General features: G+C 51.6%; 9 protein-coding genes. 6 read left to right on the forward strand and 3 right to left on the reverse strand.

Going from position 1 to position 14527, the window contains the following annotated elements:
* Positions 1-89 precede the first annotated feature (89 nt).
* Together Pan161_RS01355 and Pan161_RS01360 are read left to right on the forward strand one after the other, a co-directional pair.
* Positions 90-3800 carry an FG-GAP-like repeat-containing protein gene (locus tag Pan161_RS01355; protein ID WP_145223819.1) on the forward strand — a complete coding sequence of 1237 codons (3711 nt, stop codon included), beginning with the start codon at positions 90-92 and terminating at the stop codon, positions 3798-3800.
* 84 nt (positions 3801-3884) lie between these two features.
* Positions 3885-4715, forward strand: coding sequence for an NHL repeat-containing protein (locus Pan161_RS01360; RefSeq protein ID WP_145223820.1), 831 nt, complete (start codon positions 3885-3887; stop codon positions 4713-4715).
* A 15-nt stretch (positions 4716-4730) separates the two neighbouring features.
* Here the strand turns inward: Pan161_RS01360 and Pan161_RS01365 are convergent, their stop codons facing one another.
* The 3 genes from Pan161_RS01365 to Pan161_RS01375 form a co-directional block, all read right to left on the reverse strand.
* Complete coding sequence (locus tag Pan161_RS01365; protein WP_145223821.1) at positions 4731-6257, reverse strand: FG-GAP-like repeat-containing protein; 1527 nt, start codon at positions 6255-6257, stop codon at positions 4731-4733.
* The gene (locus Pan161_RS01370) at positions 6254-7405 is read right to left on the reverse strand and encodes an SGNH/GDSL hydrolase family protein (protein ID WP_145223822.1); all 1152 of its coding nucleotides are present in this window, start codon (positions 7403-7405) and stop codon (positions 6254-6256) included. The genes Pan161_RS01365 and Pan161_RS01370 overlap by 4 nt, the downstream gene beginning before the upstream one ends.
* A 182-nt stretch (positions 7406-7587) precedes the next feature.
* Positions 7588-8592: a DUF1559 domain-containing protein gene (locus Pan161_RS01375; RefSeq protein ID WP_145223823.1), complete on the reverse strand. Its 1005-nt coding sequence runs from the start codon at positions 8590-8592 to the stop codon at positions 7588-7590.
* Between the two features lie 391 nt (positions 8593-8983).
* Here Pan161_RS01375 and Pan161_RS01380 point away from each other — a divergent pair, with 391 nt between their 5' ends.
* From Pan161_RS01380 to Pan161_RS01395, 4 genes are all read left to right on the forward strand, one after another.
* Positions 8984-10411, forward strand: a complete 1428-nt coding sequence (locus Pan161_RS01380; RefSeq protein WP_145223824.1) for a sensor histidine kinase — start codon at positions 8984-8986, stop codon at positions 10409-10411.
* Entirely contained in the window at positions 10389-11801 is a 1413-nt protein-coding gene (locus tag Pan161_RS01385) for a sigma-54-dependent transcriptional regulator (protein WP_145223825.1), read from the forward strand. The genes Pan161_RS01380 and Pan161_RS01385 overlap by 23 nt, the downstream gene beginning before the upstream one ends.
* Before the next feature lie 25 nt (positions 11802-11826).
* Positions 11827-13323, forward strand: a complete 1497-nt coding sequence (locus Pan161_RS01390; RefSeq protein WP_197995637.1) for a sulfatase — start codon at positions 11827-11829, stop codon at positions 13321-13323.
* 240 nt (positions 13324-13563) lie between these two features.
* On the forward strand, positions 13564-14481 hold the full coding sequence (locus Pan161_RS01395; protein WP_145223826.1) for an AAA family ATPase: 918 nt from the start codon (positions 13564-13566) through the stop codon (positions 14479-14481).
* The last annotated feature ends 46 nt before the right edge of the window (positions 14482-14527 follow it).

Here is a 14527-nt window from a genome sequence, read left to right on the forward strand (position 1 = left end):
CCAGTCTTGGCTGACATCTGCGTACCAGAAGTGTATTCTTCATTTATAAGAATTCCAGTTCGTTGATTTTCAGCTTAAAGGTTTGTTTCATGCCGTCCCGGTTTTCGCATTTCGCCATCATAGCTGCTGTGGTCCTGTTTCTGGGGATGCTGGCGTTGTTTCTGACTCTCAAAGCACCGCCGGAGTTAATGAACGCGCCACGGAAACTGGAGCCCATCAGCTATGATCGAGCAAATGAACTGTTGAAGCTGAAAAATGAAGGCGTCGCTTACCTGGAGAATGAAAAGTACGCCGACGCAGATCGTCTGCTGGAACAACTGACAGAAGCGTTACCCACAGAAGTAATCGGTTTTCGCGATTTAACCATTTGCCGCCTGCTACAACTGACGCCCGAAAAATTAGCTCAACAGCCGGAAGGGGAGAAACTGGCGGAGCAGGCCCTCAATGCTTTGAGCCAGCTGATTCAAATTTCCTCCAAGTCTGCAGTCAGTTCAATTCTGTCTGCCCGTATTAATACCGCTTTGGGGAAACCACTTCAGGCGCAGGCAGACCTGCTGCATGCAACAGAACTGAAACCCGAGGATGCCGGCATCTGGTTCGAATTGTCACAGGTACAAAAGCAGATTCCAGAACAGAACGAACCATCGCTGGCGAATGAGTCACTGGCCAAAGCGTGGGAACTGCAGCCTGAAAATCTGTTTCTGACGCTGGAGTACCTGCAGGTCACAGCAGAACAACAGTCTGGTCAGGCGACTGCTGTGTTTGAGAAAGTCAAAACGCTGTCAGCGCCCCTGGCGACCAGCGTCAAGGCTCATACGCGCCTGGATTTAAATCAGTTGATTGAAGATTCGCTGGCTGCGATCAAGGGCAACAAATGGAATGTGGTACTCCGTAACGCGCGGATTTTGCGAAATGTGTTGATCGCGGAAGACCTCGTCAAAAGTGATCGTCGACGCGTGGAACAGAACTCGCTGGAGTTTGTGATTCATGACTTTCCGCCCGCCTTCTATCAGGCAGTCGAATGGCCGGCTCAACAGAAGCCGCGTACCGTTGAGTTTGCGGATGCACGTCCCCTTACTTTTTCACCGGATCTGCCGACAGGCATTAAAGATCTTCAAGTTGCCGACTTCGATCTGGACGGAAAACCCGACCTGATTGTGCTGACTGCGACGCAGGTTGCTGTTTATTCTCAAAACGGAGAGACATGGAATTTGATCACACAGCAGGAAATAGCAGGCGATTTTGCAGAAGTCACGCTCGTCGATCTTGACGCGGATGTGCAAACGATGACACAACCAGAGGCGACTGAGAAAACAGAGCCGACAGTGTTTCCCATTTCGCCAACCCGCGATGCCGATCTGGATCTGGTCGTCAATGGCAAATCAGGGATCAGGGTTTTCAAGAATCAGGCTGATGCGAAAACCGGTAATCGCACACTGGTGATCCAGGCACAGCCAAAGACCCTGGATACTTTAGCCGAAGTATTCGCTGTCAATTTTTCTGATCTGGACCATGATGGCGACCTGGATCTGGTGGCTTCCACGGGGAAGGGGCTTTCGCTCTGGTCAAATCGGGGTGATTTTTCGTTCCGAAACATCAGTGATCACAGCCAACTGCCTCCTGCGGATCTGGTTGTGACTTCAATGGTGCGCGTCGACTGGGACCGGGATGTGGACCTCGATCTGATCTTATGCAGCCGCTTGTCGAAACAGGCAGGCTATCTGGAAAATTTACGACATGGTCGGTTCCGCTGGCGTCCCTTTTCCCAAGTCAAAGCGGATGGCGGGCTGACAGCAAATCATTTTGAAGAATGTGTATTGGCGGACTTTGATCGCAATGGTTCCTGGGATTTGATTGGTGTGCGTCAAAAAGAGCTGATGCTGGCTGAAACCAGGCGGCCTGAACCTGGCAGTGTGCAGATTGCTTCCGTAAAGCAAATGACAGGAGCCGATCCTGTCGACCTGCAGAGCAACGTGTTACAGACCGGTGATCTGAATAATGATGGCGTACTGGATGTGGTGGCATTGAATTCAACCGGTTTACAACTGTTATTGGGAACCGCGGAGCAGAGAACTGAGCAGACTGCGTATGTGAAAGATCAGGAGCTGACTTCTTTGGAGCCAGTTGAGAAGTACCGACTTGCCGATCTGAATCAGGATGGCAGTCTGGATGTGATCACTGTCTTTCAAGATAAAATCGTTCTGCGGCAGAATCAGGGGAATAACTATCACTGGATTGATGTTTCACTGCGGGCCGAGCAGATCAAAGGGGAAGTCAAATCTGCCAGCGGGCGCGTGAATCATTATGGCATCGGCAGTCTGCTGGAATTACGCAGCGGGACGATTTACCAGCCGCAGATTGTCGCTGGGCAGTCGACCCATTTTGGACTGGGGAACCAGAGTGTCGCCGAAGCGATTCGCGTACTGTGGACTAATGGAATTCCCGTCAACATTATTAACGCCAAAACCGATCAGCGGATCTATGAGAAGCAGACGTTGATGGGGTCCTGTCCTTATCTTTATACCTGGGATGGGGAACAGTTTTCCTTTTATACCGATCTACTCTGGGCAGCTCCCATTGGTCTGCAGTTTGCGCAAGGAGTTGTGGCGCCTTGTCGTGACTGGGAATTTCTCAAGATTGAGGGAGACAGACTCAAGCCGAAAGATGGTTTTTATGAACTGCGGATCACCGAAGAACTGTGGGAAGCAGGTTACTTCGATACCGTGCAACTGACGGCCATCGATCATCCTGTAGATGTGGAGATATTTTCGAATGAAAAGGTTGGTTCTCCCGATCTGGCGGCGTTCAAAATTCATACGGTTCAAAGTCCGCAGGCACCCCGCGCTGCAGTGAATCACAAGGGCCGCGACGTACTGTCTGAAATCAAGGATGCGGACGATGTGTATGCCAAAACATTCGACGAAAAATATCGACAGGGGCTGACGGAAGATCATGCGCTGGAACTGGACTTGAATACCGAGGCCGTTAAAAATTCAAAAACAGTTCCACGGATCAAACTGTTTCTAACGGGTTGGATTTATCCGACGGATACGGGGATCAATCTGGCATTATCGGAGAATCCCTCGATGCCTTCGCCGCGACCGCCTGCGCTGGCGGTGCCAGACAAAAATGGCGCATGGAAAACCGTTCAACCCTTCATGGGCTTTCCTGGCGGGAAGACGAAAACAATCGTAGTGGATCTGACCGACCAGTTTCTGTCAGACGATTATCGTGTACGGATCGAAACGAATATGGAGTTCTATTGGGATCAGGTCTTCTTTACTGTAGACGAAACGCCGGCTGAATATGTGACTCAACCTTTGTCGTTGGAATCTGCGCTGCTGCAATATCGTGGCTTTTCCACGCCTCTCATCCATCCGGGCAACGGACCGGAACGCTATGACTATCTGAGTCTCACGACCAGCATTCAGTGGCCGCCGATGCAGGGGGGGTTTACGCGATTTGGCGACGTGAAAGCGCTGGTGGAAGCGGCTGACAATCGCCTGGTGATCATGGGCTCAGGAGATGAAATGCGGCTGCGGTTTAACGTACCCGAATTGCCCGTTAAACCAGGCTGGAAACGTGATTTTATTCTGCATAATGTAGGTTGGGACAAGGATGCCAACCTGCATACGATCCTGGGGCAGTCGGTCGAGCCGCTGCCGTTCCGGGAGATGCAGAGTTATCCCTATCCGACTGAAGTTTATCCGGATGAGGAGGTGCTGCAGCAGGATCGGGAAATCTATCAGACCCGTCGTCAAAACAGCGCCCGTTTCTGGAATTCCTTGCAGAGACCCTGAACGTGAAATCATGAGTGCAATTGCCGGAGTGATTCGGTAAAATACGGTCTGATTGACTGACTTTAGTTTTTACTCAGGTTTTCCATGATGCCATTTCTCTCGCGTTGCTGCCTCATTCTCACATTTCTCAGTACCACTCAAATAATACAGGCTGCGGAGATGTTGTATCCGCTCTCTGTTGCAGCAGCTGATAAAGGTCCCGTGTATGTGGCGGATCGCAAACTGCCTGGCATCTGGAGTGTCGAGAATGACAAGACTACCAGTTACTTTACCGGTTCTAAAGTATTTCGTACGCCTCTGAATGCAGTGCGTTGTATTGCCCTTGATAATGATGGAAGAGTGCTGGCTGGCGATTCATCAACACGCGATGTGTATCGTTTTGAAAAAGCGGGTGCGAAGCCTCAACCGCTCACCAACGGGGGAATTGGAATTCCCATGGATGTGGTGGTATTGAAGAACGGCGATCTCCTGGTATCGGATCTGGAACTGCATCAGATCTGGAAAGTCCCGGCTGCGGGCGGCAAACCGACCCTGTTTGTCAAAGTCGAAGCACCCCGGGGACTGGCATTGGACCAGGCAGAAAATCTGTGGGTCGTTTCCGGGACGGCAGACCAGCTCTTAAAAGTCAGTCCGGACGGGAAAGTCTCTGTTGTGGTGAAAGGCCGACCGTTTAATTTCCCGCATGATGTCGTAGTCTTTGACGATGGCTCGGCGATTGTCAGCGACGGCTATGAGAAGGCACTCTGGAAAGTCTCTACCGACGGAACCACGGCAAAATGGGTGTCCGGCGAACCATTCAAAAATCCGGTGGGTATCACCCGCCAGGGACAGAACATCCTGGTTTCTGACCCGCATGCAAAAACAGTGTTTTCCGTCGATCCTGAGAAAAACGTCAGTGATCTGTTGAAGCCCTGAGACACACAGAAGTTACTATTCCGGTTTTTGGAGCCCTTCATTCCACCAGATTGAGAACCATTCTTTTTTGTTTCGCTGATCTGTTTCGCGTCCTTCAAAATTGCCGACAGCCAGATCGGGATCGCCGTCGCCATCAAAGTCACCAGCGGTGATGACGGGATGCTGGCCCATTGAATAATCGAGGGGATAGGCACGGAACTGACCTGGCGAGAGTTGTTCATACCAGACGATTGTATTGCGTGGTTGATTGTAATCCCAGGTCATGGTACAGGCGGCAAGATCAATGTCGCCATCGCCGTCAAAGTCGCCGTGCGTGGCGCAGTAGGCACCAGTAAGCGGTGCAATCGGATGATGGGTAAAGGGGAATTCTCCTTTGTTTTCCAGCCATTGCAGTGAATGGCTCGAGCGGAGTTCGAAGCTGTCCATGGTGTCGCCGTTGGTAAAGAGCAGGTCGAGGTCGTCATCCCGATCCAGATCGACCAGCGCGATGCTGGATGAACCATAGGCAGGATCGGGAGCCTGATAAATGGTCTCTTTCCGAAACTGATTATTGCCTTCATTCAGAAACGCAACAATGATTTCGTGTTCCTGTGAAAACAGGGTGACGAAGTCGAGGCGTCCATCCTGGTTCCAGTCAGTGATCAGCATGTGACTGGCTCCATGCCGCTTGTCGAGGACGCGCTGTTCAAATTTCAGTTCTGTCTTTGCAGGAGAGACATTTTCCAGATACAGCAGTCGACCCGTTTTGTGCCAGCCAAATTCAGCGACGATCAGATCCAGATCACCGTCGCCGTCAAAGTCGGCTGCTTTGACATCAGCGACACGTCCCAGATGATCTTGAAGTGTTTGTGTCTGCCACGTGTGCGTTTTGGAATTGAATGTCAGCAGACTGACGGTTCCCCGGTCGTGATCTTCCGGCCCAAAGCTGCCCAGGTCGGCGATGAGATAATCGTCCTGCTGATCCTGGTTCAGGTCGACGCGTTCAATGTGAGCGGGGTGTTTGAGTTCTGCCAGAAGTTCGTACTCAGGTTGTCCTGGATCAAACCGAATTCGTCCCACCTCTCCGGAACCCATGTCCGTTAAGAGAAGTTCTTCAGGTGAGTGGTCACTGACCCAGTTCAGATGGGCTGTTGCCGGGAGTGATTTCGAATCAGTTCGTCGAATCATCTGTTTACGAAAGCGGACAGGTCCCGAAGCAGGGTGGGCATACTGTTTTGGCAGGCTGTGTGTTTCCGGTGCCTGGGAAACAAAGTATTGGATCACTTCTGATTGGGGCGGGACTCGCAGGCTGGGACTTGGATTCTGTTCAAAGTGTGCATATTCGCGCGGGATCTGCATCCGCCAGGCTTCTTTTGTCAGCACACCCGGAGCCGGACAGAGATGGCAGTGGCTGCAGAAGTTCTGGATCTCGGCGTGAAATTCCTGAAAGTGTGAATCCGCGGGCAGTGCGACAGCAGTGGGATTTTCCGCCTGCGGTTCCTGTTTCCCGCACGCAGTCAGCGTTACGAGAAACAGGAAGAGGCAGAAGTGGTCGGATCTCACTTGGATTGCTGTTCCAAAATGGGGCGCAGGACTTTCTCGAACGCATCCGCCTGTCTGAAGAAACCGAGGTCTGTCGGGTGAGAGCTGTCGACGGTGTCTTCGCTGTCGTCTCCCAGCAGGGATTCACCATCCAGATAATACAGGTTTTTGACGCCTTCCTGTTGCAGTTTTTCATAGGCTTTTTTGAGTGCCTCCCGGCTGGTGCGATGTCGATCCTGACTGCTCTTTTTGAGATAGGCATTAGAATAGGTCCGGTCTTCGACCAGCAGGATAGGAGTCTCTGGATGCGCTGCTCGGAGCGTTTTGACCAGTGGTTCGGTTTCCCGCGCGACGGTTTCGGCTGTGACGTTGGGGAGGCAGTCCATGATGAATACGCTGGCATCCAGCTCGGCGACCAGTTTGGCGACTTCGGGTTCCATGCGTCCGTTGCCGGAAAACCCGAGATTGATAACCGGTCGATCCAGGCGACGTCCCAGGATGGCGGTGTGGACCATACCGGTCCGTGAGGCACAGCCTCCCTGGGTGATTGAGGTTCCCCAGAAGACGAGGGGTTTGTCTTTGCCTGCTTCGCGCGGCGGTGCTTTCCAGAGGTGGCTGGTTTCGGGAACGCCGATTTCGACAGACTCGACGCCGTTGTAAAGTGGCAGGTAGAGCATGTATTCGCGTTTGCCGGGAATCAGGCCTGAGATCAGAGTTTCGTTGTTTTCCTGTTTTGATGGCTTGCCGACCGCCAGCCAGCGCCATTTACCTGATTCCGTTTTGACGTACAGATCCAGTCCGCTGACGCCGGTCGCCGCCATGTGATTCATGGCGATATTGGCAGACGTCAGTTTCCATTTGGCTTTGATGGTTGTGGCATCAGTAACGAAGCGGACAGCCAGACCCGCGGAATGTTTGCTGAGTGACCAGACGGGAGGCCTTACCACCCCTTTGGCTTTGGCGGGGAGGCGATTATAGAAGGACTCCGTTTCGGTCCAGCCTTTGCCTTCGACGCCCAGGTTTTTGATGTCAAACCAGTGTGTCTTATCTTTTTGATCCACGGAGAAATCGGTGAGAGGTTTGGACTCGGCAGATTTCAATTCATTCAGAGAGCATACGCAAAGCAGGGCTGAAAGAATCAGCCCGATTGCTGTTTGTTTCAATGTCATGATGTTTCCTGTTCTCAACTCAAAAGTAGTTTATTACCTGTCACAGAGGTTTGTTTTCTTTCTTCATCTTAACAGCAGTGATTCAGAAAAAGAAAGTTGAGAGCAGAAATGCAGGCAAAAAAAAGAGTGGAACCGAAATCGGATCCACTCTGTCGCAGATTGAATTGTCGTTGCGAGAAAGGTTAAAACTCCCCGAGGACTTCACCGTTACTGCGGGTGCCCAGGGCGCGCCAGATATCGAGTGAGATATTTTCGCTGATCGTTCTGACGGAGCCATCGACGAGAACTGCATTGACCACGCCGGTGTGATAGCTGCGCGAGGTGATGATCGCGTAGGTGGGAGATCCTGCGCTGCCGTTTTTTCCTTCCTGCCAGGAATTATAGTCGGCATCGTACTCAGTTCCGCCATTGGTATAAGGCACATAAGTATTGGGATTCAGTGTGACAGTAAAACCAGTGTGATGGACACGGCCATCGGGCCATTCTGTGTGACCGGTATTGGTTTTAAAGTCGGCACCCGAGGCAACGATAGGGGCGGCTGCAGAAGCGCTTCCGGGAATGCTGGTTGTAGAAGGGCCGCCATTTCGAGTATAGGGCTGCCAGCCTTTGACTTCGGAAGCCAGCAGAGTATTACTGGTGCCATCTAAAAATGAGGCCATGCTCAAACTGGCGTTGGGATAAAAGGCACCATTACCGCTGCTGCCATTGGTGGGATCATACACGAACCAGGTTCCATAATTGAATCCGTAGTTGGTGGGGTAGAGTTTGACTTTTCCGCCACCCGGGTCGCGAACACGGTCGCTGTTGGGATCGCTGGGGCAGGCATAGACGGGGATTTTGAGACCATCGATGGCGGTTTGAAAATCCCAGGCGATGGAAAGATCAACGTTGTTATAAAGATTCCCCTGTTCGAGCAGAGGGAGGATGCGGCCATGGACGCCCCAGGAACCGTTGTTCCCTGTAGAAGAAACAGAAAGGTCTACGCTGGCACCGGGAGGGAGGTAACGATAGCTGCTGGCATAGTTGTGTACGGCAAGTCCCAGCTGTTTGAGATGGTTTTTACATTGGGTGCGGCGGGCGGCTTCCCGGGCCTGCTGTACTGCGGGTAATAGTAGTGCGATCAGAATGGCGATGATGGCAATCACCACCAGTAATTCGATCAGAGTAAAACCACGTCTGGTGCGCATTTTAAAGATTCCTGCTTACTTTGGGGGCGGGGGTTAGAGTCCTGTATTATAGCTGCAAACGACGTTCCAAAGTAGTAGTTTTCAACGATTTATGCAGACTGATCAGTATGCAATGTAGAACATCAATTGAGTCGATGTTCCTCAGTAATCAAAGTTTAAAGATTTGTCGTTCAATTCGACACGCGTGGCGAATAATGCGACAGCCTGTTGGGTTGAGAAAGGTTTGAAAGCCGCGACGGGCAGGTCTGGATTGGAAAATACTATCCGAACTGACTGATTGAATGTGTTTTATGGTCTGTATTTAACATAAAATGGACAAATTCATGCGGGCTTTCTTGTCCGTTGTCTGTTTATCTGAATTTACGTTGTCCCATAGAAAGTCAATCGATCGATGCGCTGGCCGTTACGGTACCAGATTCTGATTCCGATGATGGGTATTATGGTCTGTGCCATTGTGGTCGTGACGTTATTGCATGCCTGGCTGGCCACCAATCAGATCAAATTACAGATCCGAGATCAGTTTCGCCAGATTGCACATACACTGGATGAGGCGACGTTTCCGTTAACCGGAGCAGTACTGAATCAGACCAAAGGTTTATCGGGGGCTGACTTTGTGCTGGTGGATCAGGACAACGAGGTGTACTCTTCGACGCGACCTGATTACGTACCAGTGGCCGTCAAACTGGAACCACCTGACTGGAATCAGTTGCGGATCTCTGATGTGATTGAAACCGGGGATACCCATTTTTTTCATACGGTGGTCAAGATTCAACAACCGGCGCGGACGAAGGAATTAAGGTACTTACACATTTATTATCCGGTCAAAGCGTATCGGGAAGCGTTGTCGAATGCGATTTACCCTTCTTTACTGGCAGGCAGTATCGCGCTGATTGTGGTTGCCATACTGGCGACAGTAATTGCAGGTCGGGTCACGCGTCCTTTGCAGCGGCTTGATCGCAAAGTTGCTCAGATTGCCCATGGTGATTTTCATCCCATGATCCTGCCAGCGCGAAACGATGAAATTCGCGATCTGAGTATTTCCATTAACCAGATGGCGGAACTGCTGGGAGATTATGAGGATGAAGTCAAACGGAGTGAGCGGTTGAAAACACTGGGACAGCTGCGCGGCGCGATTGCGCATCAACTGCGGAATGCAGTCACTGGCTGTCGGATTGCTCTGGACCTGTATTTGCGTAAATGTGCCGACAGTGAGCAGGATGAAACATTGCAGGTCGCCAATCGACAACTCTGCATGATCGAACAATACCTGCAGAGTTTTCTGGAAAACAAAGCCGGGCATTTTTCCAGTTTTGAACCGGTGTGCTTGAATGAGATCGTCGAGAGGCTGATGAGTTTGCTTGAGCCCACCGCGCGACATGGGGGCATCAAGCTCATTAATGAATCGGTAGAGGAACCAATGACAGTCCAGGGGGATACAGAATCTCTGGAGCAGTTAATGTCCAATCTGATTCTGAACGCCATTGAAGCAACATTGTCAGTGAAAACGGATCCTGATTCCCAGAGTGATTCAGAAGCAGAAGTCAGGTTGAAGCTGTTCCCAGGTGGTCCAGAGTCTGTTATTTTGGAGGTGACAGATACCGGGCCGGGGCCTGAATCAGCCATTGTCAATAAAATGTTTGAGCCCCTGGTAACAGCGAAAAAGGACGGAACCGGGCTGGGCCTGTTTGTCGCCAGGGAAATCGTGCAGAATCATAACGGACGGTTGTTCTGGGAACGTCGAGGTCAGCAGACCTGTTTTATCGTAGAGTTACCTGTATTTCAGGTGGAGAAAGTGTGTGTCGAAATTACTAATCGTTGATGATGAAGAATCAATCTGCTGGGGTTTAAGCCAACTGGGTGAGAGCCTCGGTCATCAGGTGCGGATGGCTTCGTCGGCAGAACAGGCCTTAAACTTTGCAGAAGAGGAACGTCCGGATGTGGTGGTAATGGATGTGCGTCTGCCCGGCATGGACGGGTTGACAGCCATGCAGGGACTCTATGATCGTATCGGACCTGTCCCGGTGATTGTGATTACCGCCTATGGTGATTTGCAGACGGCAGTGGAAGCGGTTCGTAAAGGAGCCTTTGATTATATCGTGAAGCCGTTCGATCTGAATCAGATGGAGCGCGTGCTTGAGAAAGCCATCGATGAGTCCCAGCGTGATGAACTGACACCGGGTGAACCGAAGCAGGTGGAGGGCCTGGTTGGTTCGACGCCTGAGATGCAAAACGTCTTCAAGTCGATTGCGCTGGTGGCGGGCTCGGAAGCGAGTGTCCTGTTGTCAGGAGAAAGTGGAACGGGAAAAGAGTTGGCGGCACAGGCCATTCATCGCTTCAGTGACCGCGCAGCGGGTCCGTTCGTCGCGGTAAATATTGCATCACTGAGTGAGGGACTTGCGGAGAGCGAACTGTTTGGTCATGTGCAGGGGGCATTCACGAGTGCGGAATCAGCGCGGGTCGGTTTTCTGGAGCAGGCCGATCAGGGGACTTTATTTCTGGATGAAGTCGCCGACATTCCCCTGGCGATTCAGGTTAAACTGCTGCGTGCACTGGAAGAGGGTGAAGTATTGCCCGTCGGTTCGAATCAGCGGGTGAAGACGAGTTTTCGAGTGATCGCTGCCACGCATCGAAATCTGGAGTCGTTAATCAAACAAGGGAAATTCCGACACGACCTCTATTTTCGTTTGTGTACCTTTCAGATTGATATTCCACCCCTGAGAAAGCGTGTGGCTGACATTCGCGTGCTCGCGGAATTTTTTCTGGAGCGGTTTGTGGATCGACAAACGGGAATGCAGCATCGCCTGACTGCAGAAACGGTTGCGGAGCTCGAGCGGCGACCCTGGTATGGAAATGTGCGGGAGCTGCGGAATGCAATTGAGCATGCGGCATTGCGGGCACGCGGGGGAACGATTTTGCCGGAAGATCTGCCAACTGCGGTGTCGCAGTCATTTCTCGGAATGGATGAGGCCCCGGCGGGATCGGAAGCGGAGATCAGTGTGCTGCTGAAAGAGTGGGCGGAAGCACAGCTGACGGACCCGGAACAGGCTGCGAATATTTATGAGCAGCTGCTGGCGCTGATTGAGCCGCCCGTGATGGAAGTCGCGCTGGAAAAATTTCATGGACAATGTGCACCCGCGGCGCGGTGTCTGGGCTTGCATCGGACCACGCTGAGTAAGAAACTGAAACAATACGGTATTGAAAACAGCTGAAACACTTGTTCTGAGGAATTTCAACATGCAACTGATGTCGCGCTGCACGTTACTGTTGATGATCACGGTCGCTTGTCTGGCAGACATGCCGTTGTCTGCTGATGAGAAAACCAAGCAGAAAAAACCGCTGAACTTTGTGTTTATCCTGGTGGATGACCTCGGGTTTATGGATGTGGGTTGCAATAATCCGCAGACTTTTTATGAGACGCCAAATATCAATCAACTGGCGCAGACCGGTATGCGGTTTACCAACGGATACGCGGCCAATCCGGTCTGCAGTCCGACGCGTTACAGCATTATGACGGGAAAATATCCGACCCGCGTGGATGCGACGAACTTTTTTTCGGGGAAGCGAGCCGGGAAATTCCTGCCTGCGCCACTCAACGACAAAATGCCCTTAAGCGAAACGACGATTGCAGAGGCACTCAAAGAACACGGATATTCCACATTTTTCGCAGGCAAGTGGCATCTGGGACCGACGCAAGAGTTCTGGCCTGAAAAACAGGGTTTTGACATTAACCGTGGCGGCTGGCATCGTGGCGGTCCATATGGTGGGGGAAAATATTTCTCACCTTATGGAAACCCCCGTTTGACGGATGGGCCGAAGGGAGAGCATCTACCCGATCGCCTGGCGAGCGAGACGGCTCAGTTTATAGATGAACACCGGGATGAACCGTTCTTCGCCTATCTCGCCTTTTATTCAGTACACACTCCGTTGATGGGGCCTGGTCCGCTGGTGACCAAATACAAAGAAAAAGCAAAACGACTGGGGCTGAGCGATCAGGAAGAGTTCGCAGACGAAGAGCAGGTGTTTCCCGTCGATGAGCAGCGACGTGTACGGATCCTGCAGAATCATGCCGTGTATGCGGCGATGGTGGAGTCGATGGATAAAGCGGTCGGTAAAGTGCTGCGTCAGCTGGAAGAGTCGGGGGTGGCTGAGAATACGGTGGTGATGTTGACCGCTGATAATGGGGGGCTGAGTACATCGGAGGGTTCACCCACATCCAACCTGCCTTTACGCGGAGGGAAAGGCTGGCTGTATGAAGGGGGGATCCGGGAAGTGTTTCTGATTCGCTGGCCAGGGGAAACGGAGTCGGGCAGCGTCTGCGAGGAACCTGTGATTACGACCGATTTTTATCCCACGATTCTGGATCTGGCAGGACTGCCTCTGAAGCCGAAACAGCATCTGGACGGTGTGAGTCTGAAACGATTACTGCAGGGAAAGGAACCGCTGAAACGGGATGCCCTGTATTGGCATTACCCGCATTATTCCAATCAGGGAGGCATTCCCGGCGGTGCGATTCGTGTGGGTGACTGGAAACTGATTGAACGATTCGAAGACGGACAGGTGCACCTGTACCATCTGAAAGAAGATCAAAGTGAGAAGCAGGATCTGGCGGCGAAGTATCCGGAGCGTGTCTCTGCGATGCGCAAGCAGCTTCACAAGTGGTACCAGGAGACCGATGCAAAGTTTCTTCAAGCGAAACCAGGTGGACCGGCACCCTGGCGACCTGGCTCATAAGCGGCAGTGGATCTTCATGGAATATTCAAATTTGATTTTGATTCAAGTGAAATATTTTTGTGAGAGTGCTTTCATTTTGCTGTGATCTGCTATAATCCAATAGATCCCTTGCCTTTGTGATGGAACACACGAATCGAAGGTGCAATCAGCATCTGCATTTCCCTGATCTAACAGAATAAATGGTTGAGAATTCGTATGGCGCAGTCCACGTTGCCGGAGCAAAGCGAAAAATTCATTCAGATGCTAAGTTTGTTAAGAAAAAATCTGAGCAGCGTGATACGTGGGAAATCAGAGAGCATCGACATGATGATGGTGGCGTTGCTCTCGAACGGTTCGGTCCTGATGGAAGATGTGCCCGGCACTGGTAAGACGACACTGGCTAAAGCACTGGCCCGCTCTCTGGACGTCCCTTTCAACCGGGTGCAGTTTACTCCTGATCTACTGCCGACAGATATTCTTGGTTCTTCGATTTATAATCCCGTGGATGGCACGTTTCATTTCCGGGAAGGACCGATCTTCTGTAATATTCTGCTGGCAGATGAAATCAATCGTGCTTCTCCGCGGACACAGTCTGCGTTGCTGGAAGCGATGAGTGAAGCCCAGGCGACGATTGAAGGCGTGCGTTATCTGTTGCCTTCTCCTTTCTTCGTGCTGGCGACGCAGAATCCGGTTGACTTTCACGGCACGTACCCGCTGCCGGAAGCGCAGCTGGACCGCTTTCTGATTCACCTGCAGCTGGGTTATCCTGATGCAGAAAATGAAATCGATATTTTATTTTCGCAGTCGACGGAGCATCCAGTCGACCATCTGGAACGGGTTTTGAATCACGAGGAAGTGGTTCAAATGCAGGACCAGGTGAAAACGGTACACGTTGATCAAAGTGTGGCTCGCTATATGATTGACCTGGTGAATACCACGCGCAATGATCCCCGATTAAAATTAGGCGTCAGCCCCCGTGGTTCGCTGATGCTGTTTCGGGCATCCCAGGCAATTGCGTTTCTGAAAGGTCGAAATTATGTATTGCCAGATGATGTGCAGCATATGGCTGAGTATGTGTTGGCGCACCGGCTGATTTTAACCTCGAAAGCAAAATACAGCAGTATTACCAAACTGGATGTCGTGAAGGATATCGTGAATAAAGTAAAAGTGCCTACGTAGCCCGATTATGAATGATCAAGGTGATTCGAACGGAGGCAGCCCGGAT

The organism is Gimesia algae, assembly GCF_007746795.1.
Classification (GTDB): domain Bacteria; phylum Planctomycetota; class Planctomycetia; order Planctomycetales; family Planctomycetaceae; genus Gimesia; species Gimesia algae.

What these genes read in the sequence shown, in the direction of transcription:
- Pan161_RS01380 (WP_145223824.1), top strand. Translation starts at nt 8,984, where the DNA reads ATGCGCTGGCCGTTACGGTACCAGATTCTGATTCCGATGATGGGTATT.
- Pan161_RS01390 (WP_197995637.1), top strand. Translation starts at nt 11,827, where the DNA reads ATGCAACTGATGTCGCGCTGCACGTTACTGTTGATGATCACGGTCGCT.
- Pan161_RS01360 (WP_145223820.1), top strand. Translation starts at nt 3,885, where the DNA reads ATGATGCCATTTCTCTCGCGTTGCTGCCTCATTCTCACATTTCTCAGT.
- Pan161_RS01370 (WP_145223822.1), bottom strand. Translation starts at nt 7,405, where the DNA reads ATGACATTGAAACAAACAGCAATCGGGCTGATTCTTTCAGCCCTGCTT.
- Pan161_RS01375 (WP_145223823.1), bottom strand. Translation starts at nt 8,592, where the DNA reads ATGCGCACCAGACGTGGTTTTACTCTGATCGAATTACTGGTGGTGATT.
- Pan161_RS01355 (WP_145223819.1), top strand. Translation starts at nt 90, where the DNA reads ATGCCGTCCCGGTTTTCGCATTTCGCCATCATAGCTGCTGTGGTCCTG.
- Pan161_RS01395 (WP_145223826.1), top strand. Translation starts at nt 13,564, where the DNA reads ATGCTAAGTTTGTTAAGAAAAAATCTGAGCAGCGTGATACGTGGGAAA.